This window comes from Fulvivirga imtechensis AK7, assembly GCF_000331535.1.
GTDB classification, from domain to species: Bacteria; Bacteroidota; Bacteroidia; order Cytophagales; family Cyclobacteriaceae; genus Fulvivirga; species Fulvivirga imtechensis.
The window spans coordinates 1-17265 of sequence record NZ_AMZN01000046.1; the positions used below are offsets into that span (position 1 = coordinate 1).

At 39.1% G+C, this 17265-nt stretch carries 15 protein-coding genes; 12 read left to right on the top strand and 3 right to left on the bottom strand.

Features of this window, described 5'->3' with window-relative positions; translation table 11 throughout:
• The first annotated feature begins 526 nt into the window (after positions 1-526).
• The 4 genes from C900_RS28450 (at position 527) to C900_RS13265 (ending at position 6672) form a co-directional block, all read left to right on the top strand.
• Entirely contained in the window at positions 527-1648 is a 1122-nt protein-coding gene (locus C900_RS28450; RefSeq protein ID WP_009580459.1) for a glycosyltransferase, read from the top strand.
• Positions 1649-1740: 92 nt separating this feature from the next.
• Positions 1741-2778 carry a Gfo/Idh/MocA family protein gene (locus C900_RS13255; protein WP_157494019.1) on the top strand — a complete coding sequence of 346 codons (1038 nt, stop codon included), beginning with the start codon at positions 1741-1743 and terminating at the stop codon, positions 2776-2778.
• A gap of 203 nt (positions 2779-2981) precedes the next feature.
• Positions 2982-5102 (top strand): bi-domain-containing oxidoreductase, encoded by a 2121-nt coding sequence (locus tag C900_RS13260; RefSeq protein ID WP_009580462.1) that lies wholly within the window; start codon positions 2982-2984, stop codon positions 5100-5102.
• A complete protein-coding gene (locus C900_RS13265) occupies positions 5092-6672 on the top strand; it encodes an alginate lyase family protein (RefSeq protein ID WP_009580463.1) in 1581 nt (526 codons plus the stop codon). The genes C900_RS13260 and C900_RS13265 overlap by 11 nt, the downstream gene beginning before the upstream one ends.
• Before the next feature lie 2 nt (positions 6673-6674).
• On the opposite strand, the gene C900_RS13270 is transcribed toward C900_RS13265, so the two are convergent.
• A complete protein-coding gene (locus C900_RS13270) occupies positions 6675-7892 on the bottom strand; it encodes a glycosyltransferase family 4 protein (RefSeq protein WP_040496773.1) in 1218 nt (405 codons plus the stop codon).
• A gap of 107 nt (positions 7893-7999) precedes the next feature.
• Here C900_RS13270 and C900_RS13275 point away from each other — a divergent pair, with 107 nt between their 5' ends.
• The gene (locus C900_RS13275) at positions 8000-9055 is read left to right on the top strand and encodes an MraY family glycosyltransferase (protein ID WP_009580465.1); all 1056 of its coding nucleotides are present in this window, start codon (positions 8000-8002) and stop codon (positions 9053-9055) included.
• A gap of 128 nt (positions 9056-9183) precedes the next feature.
• Here the strand turns inward: C900_RS13275 and cysQ are convergent, their stop codons facing one another.
• Positions 9184-9951 (bottom strand): 3'(2'),5'-bisphosphate nucleotidase CysQ, encoded by a 768-nt coding sequence (cysQ, locus tag C900_RS13280; RefSeq protein WP_009580466.1) that lies wholly within the window; start codon positions 9949-9951, stop codon positions 9184-9186.
• A gap of 207 nt (positions 9952-10158) precedes the next feature.
• Here cysQ and cysC point away from each other — a divergent pair, with 207 nt between their 5' ends.
• The 7 genes from cysC (at position 10159) to C900_RS13315 (ending at position 15755) form a co-directional block, all read left to right on the top strand.
• Entirely contained in the window at positions 10159-10761 is a 603-nt protein-coding gene (gene cysC, locus C900_RS13285; protein ID WP_009580467.1) for an adenylyl-sulfate kinase, read from the top strand.
• Position 10762: 1 nt separating this feature from the next.
• Positions 10763-11668: a sulfate adenylyltransferase subunit CysD gene (gene cysD / locus C900_RS13290; protein ID WP_009580468.1), complete on the top strand. Its 906-nt coding sequence runs from the start codon at positions 10763-10765 to the stop codon at positions 11666-11668.
• Between the two features lie 38 nt (positions 11669-11706).
• Positions 11707-12060 (top strand): four helix bundle protein, encoded by a 354-nt coding sequence (locus C900_RS13295; protein ID WP_009580469.1) that lies wholly within the window; start codon positions 11707-11709, stop codon positions 12058-12060.
• 90 nt (positions 12061-12150) lie between these two features.
• Positions 12151-13431, top strand: coding sequence for a sulfate adenylyltransferase subunit CysN (gene cysN, locus C900_RS13300; protein ID WP_009580470.1), 1281 nt, complete (start codon positions 12151-12153; stop codon positions 13429-13431).
• 8 nt (positions 13432-13439) lie between these two features.
• Positions 13440-14465, top strand: a complete 1026-nt coding sequence (pheS, locus tag C900_RS13305; RefSeq protein ID WP_009580471.1) for a phenylalanine--tRNA ligase subunit alpha — start codon at positions 13440-13442, stop codon at positions 14463-14465.
• Positions 14465-15325 (top strand): 3-hydroxyacyl-CoA dehydrogenase family protein, encoded by an 861-nt coding sequence (locus C900_RS13310; RefSeq protein ID WP_009580472.1) that lies wholly within the window; start codon positions 14465-14467, stop codon positions 15323-15325. The genes pheS and C900_RS13310 overlap by 1 nt, the downstream gene beginning before the upstream one ends.
• Positions 15312-15755, top strand: coding sequence for a Rieske (2Fe-2S) protein (locus tag C900_RS13315; protein WP_157494020.1), 444 nt, complete (start codon positions 15312-15314; stop codon positions 15753-15755). The genes C900_RS13310 and C900_RS13315 overlap by 14 nt, the downstream gene beginning before the upstream one ends.
• 479 nt (positions 15756-16234) lie before the next feature.
• Here C900_RS13315 and C900_RS13320 read toward each other — a convergent pair whose 3' ends face one another.
• Complete coding sequence (locus tag C900_RS13320; protein WP_009580474.1) at positions 16235-17206, bottom strand: AAA family ATPase; 972 nt, start codon at positions 17204-17206, stop codon at positions 16235-16237.
• Positions 17207-17265: the final 59 nt, after the last annotated feature.

Sequence of the window (17265 nt, forward strand, 5' to 3'; positions counted from 1 at the left end):
AGCCTTTTTTAGGAAAATCAAACAAAGGTGTCGAAAACAGGAGAACGGCTACATAAGCATTGCACATCTAAACTACGGAGCCCATAGCCAGCTACTCCATTCGAGTATTGCTTTTGGAATTATTGGTATAATTCTACTGTTCAGTATTTTTTTTATTCCGCTATCGAGCGAGATAAAAAAACGCAATTATTTCACTTGTGGAGTCTTAGTAATATTCTTGATAGCATGTATTTTTGAATCTTACCTGAATAGCAGAGCTGGAATTATACCGGTGGCTTTCTTCATCCCCCTGCTATCACATTTCCAATTCCAACATTTTAATAAAAAATAAAATTCAGTTAACCAACTCGTTGTTGAAGTGTTGAAGTAGCTACTAATAACAACCCATTTGCTCCAAAAATCTCCATCTGGTAGATATTTCAAACATTTACAACAATTTAGCTGGCTAAGTGTAAAAGTTATCACTTTTGAACTAATTTTGCCGGTTGAAAGGTATAGACCTGTTTTGTAGATAGAAAACGTGAAAATGAAAATTTTAATAAATACCTCGACTATCAATCAAGGAGGAGCTCTGCAAGTCGCAACAAACCTAATTCAATATACTTTAAACAATACAGAACATGATTACTATTATATTATCTCAAAGGAAATAAATGAGCTTAAGCCATTTCGCTTAGAAAGCAGTCGTACTTTAATAACTGATAAATCACCAGCTAAAATATTCAACTCATGGAACTCACGTATGCGGATTTTAAAATTTGAAGAAAAAATCAAACCCGACCTTGTATATTCAGTAGGTGCACCGTCATACATAAATTTCAAATCAAAAGAAGTCATTCGACTAACCAACCCGACCCTAATCGGAGCGGACAAAATAGCCTATAGCACTTTTAAAGGTAAAGATCTACTGGTAATTTATCTTAAAAACATAATTCAAAGGTTTTTCATAAAAAAAACTCATTTCGTAATTACACAGACCCAGGATGCAAAAAGAAAGATTAATGAAAATCTTGGTATAAGTACTCAACGAATTTTTGTAGTTCCCAATACGCACGCAGAGATTTTTAAAAAAATAAATAAACAACCAAAGAACATCGTTAATATTTTATGTTTGGCAGCTCCATATCCACATAAAAATTTAAGCATCATACCAGAAGTTGCCTATGAACTAAAAAAACTTGGTGTTACTAATTTCCAATTTTTAACAACGATTCCGGAGTGGATAAATAATAACGAGATAAAGAAACTAAGGAGATTAAGTAAAAATTTAAGAGTAGAGGATCAAATAAAAAATTTAGGGAGAATTTCATTAGAGGAATGTTTAAAATGGTATTATAAATCTGATGTTGTTTTTCTTCCCACTCTATTAGAAGTCTTCAGTGCAACCCACATTGAGGCTATGGCAACGGGAACTCCAGTTGTCACAACTGACTTACCTTTTTGTCGTGAAATCTGTCAAGAGGGTGCATTATATTTTGCACCAAAGAATGAAAAGGATGCTGCGGAGAAGATTCATAAGCTTTTGACAGATAAAGAGCTTTATGAAAAAAAAATTGCACAAGCCGATCAGGTCGTAAAAAGTTTACCAAATCCAAATGAGATATACAGAATGCACATAAAAACACTAGAAAAAATTTTTAACGCATGAGGTATCAGTTGCTAAAGATATATAGGTTTTTGCAATTATACGGATACTCAAGAACCTTGGTAAAAACAGCTTCCCGAACAAGAAAAAAATGGATGAAATATCTATTACCATCGTGGTATAAAGTGAATAGTCAAAAGATTGTATCACTAATAGGATGTGGCCAATTCGGCTTTGCAACTATTTCTTATATTATTCTAAAGCATCAGGGTAAATTGTTTTTAGAGTGTTTTGATATTGACAAGGAACGGTCACAGTTCACCGGAAATTTTTACGGGTATAAGTCATCAGTCAATCCAAATACATTAATTAATAACAAAGATTGCAAAATAGTATATATAGCGAGCAATCATTTTAGTCATACTGAGTATGCAATAGAGGCAATTAAAGCGCAAAAAGATGTATATATTGAAAAGCCCATCTCTGTTAATTTTAATCAATTCAATAACCTTAGTGCACATGTTAGAAACTCAAACTCCAAAATCTTCTGTGGCTATAATCGACCCTTCTCCAAGGCTATAAGAATAATTGCGAAAAAAATACAAAATAAAGGTCAATCGTTTAGTATGGGTTGCTTTATCTCAGGTCATTTCATAGAAGAAAGTCATTGGTACAGAAATCCTCAGGAAGGTACAAGGATCTGTGGAAATGTAGGGCATTGGATTGACCTAATGGTTCATTTAATGTTCAAGCGTGGCAATGTACCCAAAGTCTTTGAAGTCGGAATTGTTTATAGCAATACTGCACACCCCGATGATGATCTCAGCATTTCTATCAGTACAGATGTCTCAGACATAATAAATATAATGATAACGTCAAGAAATGAGCCTTTTGAAGGTATTAATGAGACAATTAATTTTCAAGATGCCAATTTAATAGCGAAGATTGATGATTTCCAAAAAATTACTATATGGGAGAAGGAAAAAAAATATTCAAAAAGATTTTTTCCTAAGGACGTTGGTCATGTTCTTGCTATCAACCAGCCTTTTCTAAAGAAGAAAGACCAAAGGAATTGGAAAGAAATAGAAGTTTCTACTTACTTGATGCTTATTATTGCAGACATGGTCAAAAACACAGTCAACTTTAAAAGAATATCGTTTTCAGAAGATGATCAACAATGCAGTTATAATTAAGTTCAAAACCCTATTAAGGATCCATATTAATTGTATTGTCTTTTTTACCTCATTTTAAATTATGAAGTATAAATTTATTCATATGCAAAAGCTGCTATCCGGAATCATGCAAAATGTATTCAAGTGTACCCTTGCATTTTTTGCCAGTTTATCTTTTAATTCAATAGACGGCACAAAAGTTTATCTCCTTCAATAAACAGAACATGAAACAAATTATCCAAAACTTAAAATCCGGAGAAACAGTGCTTGAAGAAGTACCTGCACCGCAGATTAAAAGAGGACATATACAAATACAAACCACTCAAAGCTTAATTTCGCTTGGCACTGAAAGGATGTTGGTTGAATTTGGCAAAGCTAACTTCCTTGATAAAGCACGTCAGCAACCAGAAAAGGTAAAACAGGTACTAGATAAAATGAAGACAGATGGTATCAAGCCTACGGTGGATGCTGTTTTCAATAAACTAAATCAACCACTCCCCTTAGGTTATTGTAATGTTGGTAAAGTTATTGGTATCGGAAATGGTGTCACGGAATTTTCGATTGGTGATAGAGTAGTTTCAAACGGGCCGCATGCGGAGATTGTAAATGTACCGAAAAACCTAGTCGCTAAAATACCTGATGAAGTAACAGATCAAGAAGCAGCTTTTACTATCATCGGTGCTATTGGTTTACAAGGCATACGCCTATGTAACCCGACCTTTGGGGAAACGATTGTTGTTGTTGGTTTAGGACTTATTGGTTTAATAACCGCTGAATTACTCAAAGCGAATGGTTGTAAAGTCATAGGATTTGATTTTGATGCCACAAAAGTGGATTTGGCGAAGAGTAAAGGCATAACTGCGGTCAATCTTGCTGATGGCACAGACCCAGTCAACTTTGTAACCAGCTTCACAAATAATATAGGTGCTGATGGTGTAGTCATTACCGCTTCCAATAAAAGGAACGACATCATATCCCAAGCAGCTCAAATGAGTCGAAAGAGGGGTAGAATAATACTTGTTGGTGTGATTGGCCTGGACATTAATCGCTCAGACTTTTATGAAAAGGAATTAAGCTTTCAAGTATCCTGTAGTTACGGACCTGGTAGATATGATGAGGAGTATGAGTTGAAAGGTAATGATTATCCCTTGCCTTACGTACGATGGACAGAGAAGCGTAATTTCGAGGCAGTGCTACATGCCATGCAAACCAAAAATCTGGATGTTAAGCCTCTGATTACTGAAGAGGTTTCTTTGGAAGATGTTGTTTCTATTTACGATAAAATTTCGGATTCAAAATCCATTGCTACGTTAATTAAATACAGTGACAACCCATTGCAATCAAGTAATGTAAAGCTGAATACAAAATCCTATTCCACTGTGAAAGGTGTAATCGGCATAATTGGATCTGGAAACTTCACATCATCGACCATTTTACCTGCATTGACCAAATGCAACGCTGATGTTAAATATTTAGCAAGTTCTTCTGGATTGTCTAGTACCACGCTTGCTAAAAAGTTTAAAATAGCCAATTCAACTTCTGATTATAAGATAATATTGGAAGATGCAGAAATAGACTCAGTTTTTATTACAACCAGGCACAGCAGTCATGCCTCTATTGCTGCAGAGGCCTTAAATCACAACAAACATGTTTTTGTGGAAAAACCGCTAGCGCTGAACAATCAACAATTGAACGAAGTAATTAATGCTCAACAAAAGTCAAGTAAGAGTATTACTGTAGGGTTCAATAGAAGATTTTCTCCACATGCGCAGGTCATTAAAAAAGCCTTAGGCAGTAATCCTGGGCCTATCAATATTTCAGCCACAATGAATGCGGGACATATCCCAAAAGATGTTTGGGTACATGACCTTGAAATAGGCGGTGGCCGAATTGTGGGAGAAGCTTGTCATTTTATTGATCTACTGGTTTTTCTGACAGGCAGTGCAGTTAAATCAGTGTGTATGAGCGGCTTAGGGCTAAATCCTGCTGAAGACACAGACAATGCTTCCATTATTTTAAAGTTTGAAAATGGCTCAAATGGTGTTATTAACTACTTTTCTAATGGAAGCAAGGCATATTCAAAAGAACGCATAGAGGTATACTCGAATGAAAGAACCGCAATAATTGATAACTTTCGCAAAACAAAGTTCTACGGATTTAAACGTGCTTCTGATAAAAAAACAAGACAGGATAAGGGGCATACAGATCAGTTCCGACTTTACAAAAACTTCCTTGTAGAAGGGGGAGAACCAATAATTTCCCTAAATGAAATAGTTAATGTCACAAAAGCTACCTTTGCGGCCATTAAAAGTTTAAAAGAAAAATCTTGGATAGATGTTGAGTAAGTTAGCGCTGTATTATAATACCCTTAAGTATTTAAAACCCATGCAAATTTATTTTCGTGGGTTTTACTTTTTAAAGAATAGAGTAATAGGCAATAAGTTCAAATTGATCAATTTCAGCAAGAACTCCAAGCCACTGACTTTACTGCCATCTATCGTAGCTAACCGCTCTTACGTCAAAGAAGCTGAATTTACTTTTTTGAATGTATCGCAAAATTTCGAAAGGCTGTCCAAAATAGATTGGAATTACCCTCACCATGGAAAACTATGGTGTTATAATCTAAACTATTTTGATTTTCTTAATCAGAAAGATCTTTCTCCAGAATTGGGTCTTCAACTGATTAGAAGTTATATACAAAACAGTGAGGTTTTAAAAGATGGCTTGGAACCATATCCTATATCACTCAGGAACATAAATTGGATCAAGTTTCTCACCCTTCATAAAAGGAGCGATCAAATAGTTGACGACTTTCTCTACTCAACTTACAGATATTTATATCAAAATCTCGAATATCATCTTATGGGAAACCATTTGCTCGAGAATGCCTTCTCACTCCTATACGGTGCTTATTACTTTGAAGATGAAACCCTTTTTAAAAAGGCAGACAAGTTACTAAGGGACGAGTTAAATGAGCAGGTTTTAAAAGATGGTGCCCATTTCGAATTGTCTCCTATGTATCACCAAATTCTACTGTTCCGTTTGTTGGATTGCATCAATCTAACACAGAATAACTGGAACAAAAGTGGTCTAAACTTCTTCCTACAGCAAAAAGCTTCTCTCATGCTCTCATGGCTTAGAAAAATCACCTTCACTAATGGAAGCGTTCCTCATGTCAATGATTCTGTTGGTGGAATAGCACCCGCCACGGATCAATTGTTTCGTTACGCTCATCATTTAAAAATCCCTTCTGGACAAATAAGCTTATGTTCCTCAGGGTATAGGTTAATACAAAAAAAAAATTACGAGTTATTCATAGACATCGGACATATTGGTCCAGATTATATTCCCGGTCATGCTCACAGTGATACTTTCAACTTTATTTTAAATATCAATGAAAAACCAGTAGTTATTGATACTGCTATATCGACATATGAAATAGGCCCCCTCCGCGATTATCAAAGAAGTACAGCAGCACATAACACAGTAATGGTAGGCAATACTGAGCAAAGCCACGTATGGGCAGGCTTTCGCGTAGGTCGAAGAGCTAAGGTTTTTAAGATTGAAGAAAATGAAAGGTCTATTTCGGCCAGGCATAATGGTTATAAAAAGCTAGGGATTATCCACCAAAGAGAATGGCTATTCCGCGATGAGGAGATAACAATTATTGACACTCTTGAAAATGGCAAAAATAGAAGTGGGAAATCCTTTATCCACTTTGACCATACAGTCGATCCACAAATTATTGATAATCAATTAACTGCTAGTAATTTTACAATAAGCTTTGTAGGTGATGATATCGATATACGACTCCAAAGGTGTCACGTTGCTTATGGCTTTAATCGGGTAAATGAAACTACTAAAGCAATTGTTACTTTTAGAGATAAATTGAAGATGACAATTACACTGACTTGATCCTATTTGTAATTCTTCGCAGCTCCAGAAACAATAGAGTACATTTCCTTAGCCAACTTTTCACGATTAAAATCAGAGGCCAATTTGAAGCAGCCATTTTTGAACTTTTCCTGATCTCCTTGATTCACTAACTCTTTTACCTTCTCGATAAAATCCTTCTCATTTTCAGGCTCAAAATATAATCCTGCCTCATACTTCTCTATTATCGCTCTGGATTCACCATCCACTCCAAGTAGTATAGGCTTACCCATTGCCGCTGATTCGAAAATTTTAGAAGGGATAACACATTTAAATGTATCCGACTTTTTTAAGGGCACCAAAGCTGCATCTATTACGGATAAATAATCACGAACTTTAGCTTTTTCGACAGGTGGACAAAAAATCACATTTTCTACACTTAGCGCTTGCGCCTTACTGACAACATTCTCCTTTTCCGCACCGTCACCAATAAACAAAAATTTAACTTTGCTATTTTGCATCTTAGAGATCGCTGTAACAATAAACTCAAGACTGTGGGCTAAGCCATGAGTACCTATGTAGCCAATCACAAAGCTACCATTTAGATTCAATTTCGCCTTAATTTCACTATTTGGCGGCAAGGGAGAAAATCGAGACAGGTTGGCACCATTTTTTACAACAAATATTTTACTACCATCGATCCCTCTATTAATCATGTCTTTTTTGAAGGCATCAGTAACCACGACAATTCGTGCACAATTACGATAGAGGAACAATTCTAACTTTTCTAGCCACTTGATAATTATATTACCCTTTACAGCATTTACGGCAGAAATAGATTCCGGCCACAAGTCCCTGACCTCCATTATCCACTTTTTTCTCTTAAATACAGAAAGGAAATATCCCGAAACAGCAGTAAAGAACTGAGGTGAGGTCGCTATAATAATATCAGTTTTAATAAACAGGCCAGCAAAGAACGCCATAAAAGCATAACTTAGAAAATCTATTGTTCGCCTAAAAAATCCCTTATTAGAACTTATAAAGCTCCACACTCGAATAACGCGAATACCATCAATCCATTCTTCCTCCCACAGCTTATTTTTATATCCTTCAAAAATCTTCCCTTGAGGGAAATTGGGGAAGCAAGTGATTACAGTAACCTTTGCTCCCAACTTTACCCACTCCTTGCAATGTTCATATGTTCTAGTTGCAGGAGCATTATATTCCGGAGGAAAATTGTCCGATAAGAAAAGAATCTTCACAGCTACTAATTTACGGGCAAAACTAAACGTACACACGAAAACATTCAAATATTTTAATTTTTAACATAATCATATTTCCTTACCTTTGCGCATCTAATAACCCCTAGATGACTTCGATTACATTAGCAATAGCTACTTCGTTTATTATTACCTTTTTGGTAATACCGGTGATCATCAAATTTTCCAGAAAGAAAAAGAAAATGATGGATACCCCGGGGCGAAGGAAGATACATAAAAAGATCACTCCTTCATTGGGTGGAATTGCTATATTCCTCGGGTTTTTCGTATCCCTGGTCATCTGGATGCCACTTGATGGATTTCAGGATTTTAAATTCATACTGGCTGGGGTATCAGTCATTTTTGTCGTGGGAATGCGGGATGATATAATCCCGTTAAGGCCGCTTTATAAACTCATCGGGCAGCTCATTGCAGCTTCGATGGTGGTCATTTTTACCAGTACCGGATTGAAATCTTTCTATGGTCTTTTTGATATCTACGAACTACCCGAGTTTGTGAGTTACGTACTTACTGTCTTTACTATTATAGTCATCACAAATTCTTTTAATCTTATTGATGGCCTGGATGGACTGGCTGGTACTATTGCCACTATAGCACTCTCTACCTTTGGCATATGGTTTTTTTTAATCGGAGAAACATTGACAGCTATCCTGGCCCTAAGCATGGTTGGTGCAGTTGTGGCATTTCTAACCTTTAACTGGGAGCCTTCAAAAATTTTTATGGGAGACACGGGAGCACTGGTCATTGGTTTTATGTTCTCAGTGCTTGCAATTAATTTTATTGATGCTAATTACAATTTGCCGGTAGAGAGTCCCTTCCGGTTTAAAGCTTCCATCACCACTGCTATCTGTATTATTATCATTCCACTTTTCGATACCTTAAGGATCTTCATCTTAAGATTATCCAAGAGACAGTCACCTTTTACCCCCGATAAAAATCATATGCATCATGCTTTGATGAGACTGGGCCTTACGCACTCTCAAACTGCCCTTTCGCTGGGAGCATTAAATGTGGGGTACATAGTCCTGGCCATTGCATGTTCTGAGTTGGGGGACGCACTATTACTACCGCTAATTCTGATCTTGTCAATTATCCTTAGCCTGACCCTGGATTTTCTGATTATCCGGAAACTGAATCGCTCTTAAGATTACTTGTTGGAAAAGTTCAACCGCAGAGCTATCAGAGGTTTCGCAGAGGGACACAGAGGAATTCTCCGAGATCTCGATTTCTCAGCTTCCTCTGCGGTTAACAACAACCCGGAATGGGCTACCGTCTAAAAACCAAGACACAAAAAGCTGCTATTCAACAAATTTTCTTTATTGTAACTAAATACTTCCGGTCCCGTTCCTTTCAATACTTTACCACCAGCACTCTCCAGCACTGCCTGTCCGGCTGCGGTATCCCACTCCATGGTAGGGCCGTGGCGATAGTAAATGTCTGCCTTACCCTCGGCTACCATACAGAATTTTAGAGAGCTGCCCACTGAAATATCGTTCACAACACCATACTGCTTCAATACACCATCTTCCTCAGGAGACGCATGTGATTTGCTTCGTACTGCTATGCGATTTCCGGTAGAATTATTTACCTGCAATTCATTCTTCTCTCCTTTTTCCACCTTATACGCTCCTTTACCTTTTATACCCACATATAAACTATCATGTGCAGGTGTATAGATGAAGCCAGCCACAGGAGTATTCTTGTGCATTAGCGCAATATTCACTGTAAATTGTCCATTCCTATTGATAAACTCTTTGGTGCCATCTAAGGGGTCCACCAACCAGTAGTATTCATAATCTTTCCTGTCTTCATACTTAATGTGTGCCCCTTCTTCAGAAATAATGGGAACATTAGGGTATAATTCTTTTAACCCCTTCATTATAACCTCATGAGAAGCCTTGTCTGCATGAGTAAGTGGTGAATCATCTCCTTTATAGTCTACCTCACTGGCAAGGTCAACATTATTATAAACCTCAAGGATAGCCTCCCCGGCCTTTCTTGATAAACTGATCAGTTCTTCTTCTTTAATATTAAACTCCATGGATAAATTTAGTAGTTAGTATTTAGTCTTGAGTATTGGTCTTTGCAGCCTTTTAAGCTGCCACAGCTGTTACTGTTTTTTATTTACAGATGATAACAATCCGAATGTCAGGTGGTTAAAATAAACGAAAACAAAACTACACAAATGTGCGGCTCCTTTACATATTAATTTATTTAATTGTATTTTTGCCGTTCAAATTTGCTACATATGGCTGAAAACATACATCCCATATTTGATACCATACTCCCTGCTGAGAAAAAAGAAGCTCTTTTAAATCAAAAATCAATTGTGATATGGATGGTTGGTTTGTCAGGCTCTGGTAAAAGCACAATAGCAAGAGCCCTTGAAAACCGCCTGCATAAAGAAGGCTACCTTACTGCGCTGCTTGACGGTGATAACCTGAGAACCGGAATCAATAACAATCTGGGTTTCAGCGAAGAAGACCGGACGGAAAATATCAGAAGAGCTGCAGAAGCATCCAAACTTTTAGCACAAAACGGTGTTATAACAATTTGTTCGCTGATTAGTCCTACAGTGCAAATCAGGGCTATGGCAAAGGAAATATTAGGAGATAAGTACTGTGAAGTCTTTATCAACTGTCCGCTTGAAGTTTGCGAAAAACGAGATGTCAAAGGCTTATATGCCAAGGCAAGGCGGGGGGAGATCAAAAGCTTTACAGGTATCGACTCTCCATTTGAAGATCCGGAAAATCCGGACATTGAATTAAACACGGCAGATCGTTCTGCTGAAGAAAATTTAAATCAATTATTAGAATTCATTCTTCCAAAAGTAAAATACAGCAAAGGATAACATGAGGGCTTACAATTTAACGCATCTTAAAGAACTTGAAGCGGAGGCAATTTATGTCATTCGCGAAGTGGCATCACAGTTTGAAAATCCGGCTATCCTGTTTTCAGGAGGTAAGGATTCCATTACCGTAGCACATTTGGCCAAAAAGGCTTTCTTCCCGGCCAAAGTACCATTTCCTTTGGTACACATTGACACCGGGCACAATTTTCCCGAGACCATTAACTTTAGGGATAGCTTTGTAGAAAAGTTAGGCGCTCAGCTTATCGTGGGCTCTGTACAAGAATCTATTGACGAGGGAAAGGCAGTAGAAGAGAAGGGTTATAATGCCAGTCGAAATGGACTGCAAACCGTAACCCTACTTGATACGATCGAAAAATATAAATTTGATGCCTGCATAGGCGGAGCCAGACGTGATGAAGAAAAAGCGAGGGCAAAAGAGCGGTTCTTTTCTCACCGCGATGAATTCGGCCAGTGGGATCCTAAAAACCAGCGACCTGAGCTATGGAATATATTCAACGGCCGCAAGCACTTTGGCGAAAACTTTAGGGTATTCCCTATCAGTAACTGGACGGAAATGGATGTATGGCAATATATCCTTCAGGAGAACATTGAACTTCCTTCGTTGTATTTTGCACATGAACGTGAAGTGTTCCTGAGAGACAATACCATTATGGCATGCTGCGACTTCATTCAAAGAAGGGATACTGAGGCACCTATCAAAAAGACCGTAAGATTCAGAACCATTGGTGATATGACCTGTACAGGAGCCGTTGAATCTGACGCGGCTGATCTTACCTCAATCATTAATGAAGTGGCTGCGTCACGGGTAACCGAACGAGGCACTCGCTCGGATGACAAACGATCTGAAGCGGCCATGGAAGATCGAAAAAAACAAGGATACTTTTAAAATAGGAAATAGGAAATAGTAATTCGCAAATTAAAAAAATGGATCAGCCTAAGAATCTTCAGCAACGAACTAAAAAATATTCTTTGGACATTATTAAGGTTTTTCAAAGTTTGCCTAAAACAACTGAAGCACAAATATTGGGAAAGCAACTGCTAAGAAGTGGAACTTCTGTGGGTGCAAATACCAGATCGGCCTTTAGAGGAAGAAGCGGAAAAGAATTCAGAGCCAAGCTCAGTATTGTCGTTGAAGAAGCTGACGAAGCAATTTTCTGGCTCGAGCTGATTAAGGAAAGCGGCATATTAGTATGCGATGACTTAGAAAATCTAATCGAAGAGTCCGATGCGTTAGTTTCAATATTCATCTCAATTATTAAGAAGAATGCTGAATCTTAAACCTTTCAATTTCAGATTCCTATTTCTGATTTCTAAAAATTTCCGATTTCATAACATTTCATAATAAATAACGAATAAGCTATAAATAAAATGAGTGATAATACAGTAGACTCAAAAGCATACCTCGACATGGAGTTGCTTCGCTTCACCACAGCCGGAAGCGTAGATGATGGAAAAAGTACATTAATAGGCCGCCTGTTATACGACTCCAAGTCAATATTCGAAGATCAATATGAAGCCATCGAGGAATCCAGCCGTAAAAAAGGAGACGCCAATGTTAACCTGGCGCTTCTGACAGATGGTCTCAGGGCTGAACGAGAGCAGGGCATCACCATCGATGTTGCTTACAGATACTTCGCCACCCCGAAAAGAAAATTCATCATTGCTGACACTCCTGGTCATATACAGTACACAAGAAACATGGTTACGGGAGCCTCTACTGCTAACCTGGCCCTCATTCTGGTAGATGCAAGAAACGGTGTGGTGGAGCAGACCCACAGGCATACTTTTATCGCAGCTCTACTCGGTATCCCACACGTAGTGTTCTGTATTAACAAAATGGACCTTGTGGACTATGATGAAAAGGTATACAACCGTATTAAAGAAGAAATTGAATCGTTTTCATCAAAATTAGATGTTAAGGATATACGATTCCTTCCTATCAGTGCCTTAAAAGGAGATAACGTAGTAAATGAGTCCGAGAATATGCCATGGCATAAAGGAGGGACGCTGCTTTACCTTTTAGAAAATATTCACATTGGAAGCGACCATAACCACATTGACAGCCGATTCCCGGTACAGCATGTTATCAGACCTCACTCTGATGAATACCATGACTACAGAGGCTATGCTGGTAGAATAGCCGGTGGAATTTTCAAACCTGGCGATACAGTAGCGGTATTACCTTCAGGGTTTACTTCTAAAATAAAGAGTATCGAAGTTTTTAATGATAAACTCGAAGAAGCTTTCCCTCCAATGTCGGTAACTATGCAACTGGAGGATGATATTGACATCAGCAGGGGTGATATGATCGTGAGAGAAAACAACAAACCTAATATCGGTCAGGATATAGACGTTATGTTGTGTTGGATGAATGCCAAACCATTGGTAGCAAGCGGGAAGTATGGTATCAGACACACTACCAGCGATGCCAGATGTATGGTCAAAAATATCCACTACAAAATGGACATCAATACCTTACATAGAATTGAGGATGACAAAAACATTGGCATGAATGATATTGCCCGCGTGAGCTTGCGCGTAACAAAACCCTTGTTCTACGATAGGTATAGCCGAAACAGAATTACGGGTAGTGTAATACTTATAGACGAGTCTACCAATGAAACGGTAGCTGCAGGAATGATCATTTAAATTAAGTTATGCAGGAAAAAGTAGACGCTATATTAAAGGACCTGGCCACCGCTGAAGCAACCAATCAACAGGAACTCGAGCAATTCCGCTTAAAATACATTAGTAAAAAGAGCGTCATTGGCGACTTATTCAATGAACTGAAAAATGTTCCTAACGAGGATAAGAAGGCCTTTGGCATGAAACTTAATGAAGTAAAGCAGGCTGCACAGTCAAAGTTTAAAGCTTTGATTGAGCAACTGGAATCGGGCGGACAGGGAACAACTATGGAACATGAGGACCTGACACTACCGGCTGCAGGACATACAGTGGGTAGCATGCATCCGTTGACTTATGTTCGAAATCAGATCATCCAGATCTTTGAAAGGATCGGGTTTAATGTAGCAGACGGACCTGAAATCGAAGACGATTTTCATAATTTCACGGCGCTCAACTTCCCTGAAAATCACCCTGCACGGGAGATGCAGGACACTTTCTTCATCGAAAGAAATCCGGATATCTTGTTGCGTACACATACCTCTAATGTGCAGGTAAGGCTCATGCACAAACAGAAGCCACCGATCCGCTCTATCATGCCAGGGCGTGTTTATCGCAATGAAGCTATTTCTGCCAGGGCGCATTGCGTATTTCACCAGGTGGAAGGCCTTTATGTGGATAAGAATGTTAGCTTCGTTGATTTAAAGCAAACATTGTATCATTTTGCTAAAGAAATGTTCGGGAAAGACACGAAGATCCGTTTCAGACCCTCATATTTCCCTTTTACTGAGCCTAGCGCTGAGATTGACATCTCTTGTCAAATATGCAAGGGTGATGGCTGTCAACTCTGTAAACATACCGGATGGGTTGAAATAGCAGGGTCGGGAATGGTTGATCCAAATGTGCTGGCCAACTGTGGCATCGATAATGAAGAATATACCGGGTTTGCTTTCGGAATGGGAATAGAACGAATCACACAACTTAAGTTCCAGGTGAACGACCTGCGCCTGTACACTGAAAATGACGTACGGTTTCTCAAGCAGTTTTCAACTTTACATTGATGAAAAGCATTGACGATATTAAAAGCGTAGGAGTAATTGGCGCTGGCACCATGGGCCAGGGCATAGCGCAAATTTCCGCTATGGCAGGCTACCAGACTATTCTTTATGATATCGATGAAAAGGCGTTGGAAAATGCAATCAATCTCATAGAAGGAAATCTCAAAAAAGGAATCGAAAAAGGCAAAGTAACCGGGGCTGAAAAGCAGCAGGCATTGGCGCTGATCTCCACTTCTACCAAGATCACTGAAGTGGTTGCAGATTTTATCGTTGAAGCCATAGTCGAAAAGCTGGATATTAAGCGTGCTGTTTTTACTCAACTGGAGCAAATAAACAAGGAAGACGCTATTTTGGCATCAAACACTTCTTCTATTCCTATTACCCAGATCGGTGCGCAGTTGAAGCATCCGGATCGGTTTGTGGGCATGCACTTCTTCAACCCTGCTTATATCATGAAGCTGGTAGAGGTGATCTCAGGAGCGGCAACCAGCCCTGAAGTAGCTATGCTGACCAGAGAATTTGCTGAAAAACTGAATAAAGTTGCCGTTATGGCAAATGATTCTCCCGGATTTATCGTTAACAGGGTGGCCAGGCACTTTTATGTCGAGGGGTTAAAGGTATTGGAAGAGGGTGTCGCCAGTATCGAAACAATAGATACTTTGATACAAGCTTCAGGATTCAAAATGGGGCCCTTTCAACTCATGGATCTTATTGGTGTTGATACCAACTTCAGTGTTACCACCTCGATGTTCAACTCCTTTTACCAGGATCCAAAGTTCAGGCCCAGCAGAATACAACAGCAGAAAGTAGATGCAGGACATCATGGCAGAAAAACAGGCAAAGGATTTTATGACTATAAATAGAATGATGTTGGCCATCTTCGGCTTTATATCAATCCTATTTTCCTGCAATGAAGACGTTCCACGGGATGAGATTCCTTATGCTACCTTTGACGATATCCGTATATCTCTGGACTTACCGGCATATAATGATCTGTCATTTGATGGGGGGTATATTACACTGTCCCAGGGTGTCCGTGGAATAATTGTTTACCGCGAAAATGCCTCCACATTCCATGTATACGAAAGGAATTGCTCCTACAGGCCATATGATGCTTGTGCCACGGTTAATGTACATTCTTCGGAACTATACATGTCAGACCCCTGTTGCAATTCATCGTTCAACTTCAAAACCGGGTATCCCACAGGAGGACCGGCACAATTTCCGCTGAGAAAATACCGGTCAAGCCTCAACGGGAGAATTTTAACCATTGCTGATGAACCCGCCAACTAATACAAAATAATTCCTTGCCTTCTGCTCTTGGTAAGGTTCTTCGCTATCACTCCCAATGACAAGTTTCATTACATTCTGATAGTCAATATATTATTCAATTCCCCCGCTACCGTCATCCCGGACGTAACGCAGTGAAGATCCGGGATCTCCTCGCTACTGGCTGTGACTGTGACTGAACTTTAGCTTCTGCCATTGATCTGGGGGATCCTGAATATTTTCTCCGTTGCTCTACGAAAATTCCAGGATGACGTGGTGGTTTATGACTTCTGTTCCTCCTCTGCTTCCTCTGTGGTTAATGATGACGTAATGTCATTATCCTCAAAATCAACTGAAAGTTGTTGGGCGCCTCAGAATGACCAGATGACATTGATCAGAGAAGGATCTTACTAAGTTCGGTACAACAGCCATTCATATTATTGGTAATCAGTGAATTATACAATTACGTCATAAGCAGGCACGAAGGATCCATCTAAGCTCCTCTAACCTTTGATCAGTTGATCAATAATATTATCAATTGACACCCCTTCGGCCTCTGCCTTAAAATTTCTCACTACCCTGTGACGCAGTGTCGGTTTGGCAACTGCGATTACATCTTCAATATCAGGAGAATACTTGCCATTGAGCAAGGCATTACATTTTGCTCCAATCACCAGGTATTGAGAAGCACGAGGCCCTGCTCCCCATTCCAAATATTGGTCTGTAACAGGCGCTGCTTTCTCTGTACCCGGGCGGGTTTTATGCACGAGATTCACAGCATATTCGATCACATTATCAGCCACCGGGACCTTTCTGACCAGGCTTTGATAGTAAATTATTTCCTCGCCACTCAGCACATGTCCAATGGTAGTTCTTACATCTGTAGTAGTGCTTTTCACAATATCCACCTCCTTTTCATAGGCGGGGTAGTCCAGCAAAACATTAAACATGAACCTGTCGAGTTGCGCCTCTGGTAAAGGGTATGTACCCTCCTGCTCAATTGGATTTTGCGTGGCCAGAACAAAAAACGGCTTTTGCAACTCATACCTCTGACCGGCAATAGTCACTGCATACTCCTGCATGGATTCCAACAGGGCAGCTTGTGTCTTAGGAGGAGTTCTGTTGATCTCATCCGCCAGAATAATGTTAGCAAAAATAGGGCCTTTGATGAATTTGAAATTCCTATCCCTATCAAGAGTTTCTGCTCCCAATATATCTGAGGGCATCAGGTCCGGAGTAAACTGTATCCTGTTAAACTTAAGATCGAGAGCGGAAGCTATGGTCTGGATCAGCAGTGTTTTAGCAAGTCCTGGCACTCCTACCAGCAAGCAGTGCCCCTGACAAAAAATGGAAGTCAACAATAGCCTGACAACCTCATCCTGACCGATAACAACTTTAGAAATTTCATCTGATAATTTTTGATAAGCCCGATGTAAGGCATCTGCTGCTTCTACTTCTGAGTTGAATTCCTTCATTTGAGATTATTTATTGTTCGGAGGACCAATCCTCTTCAATATCATTTTTGTTATAGGCA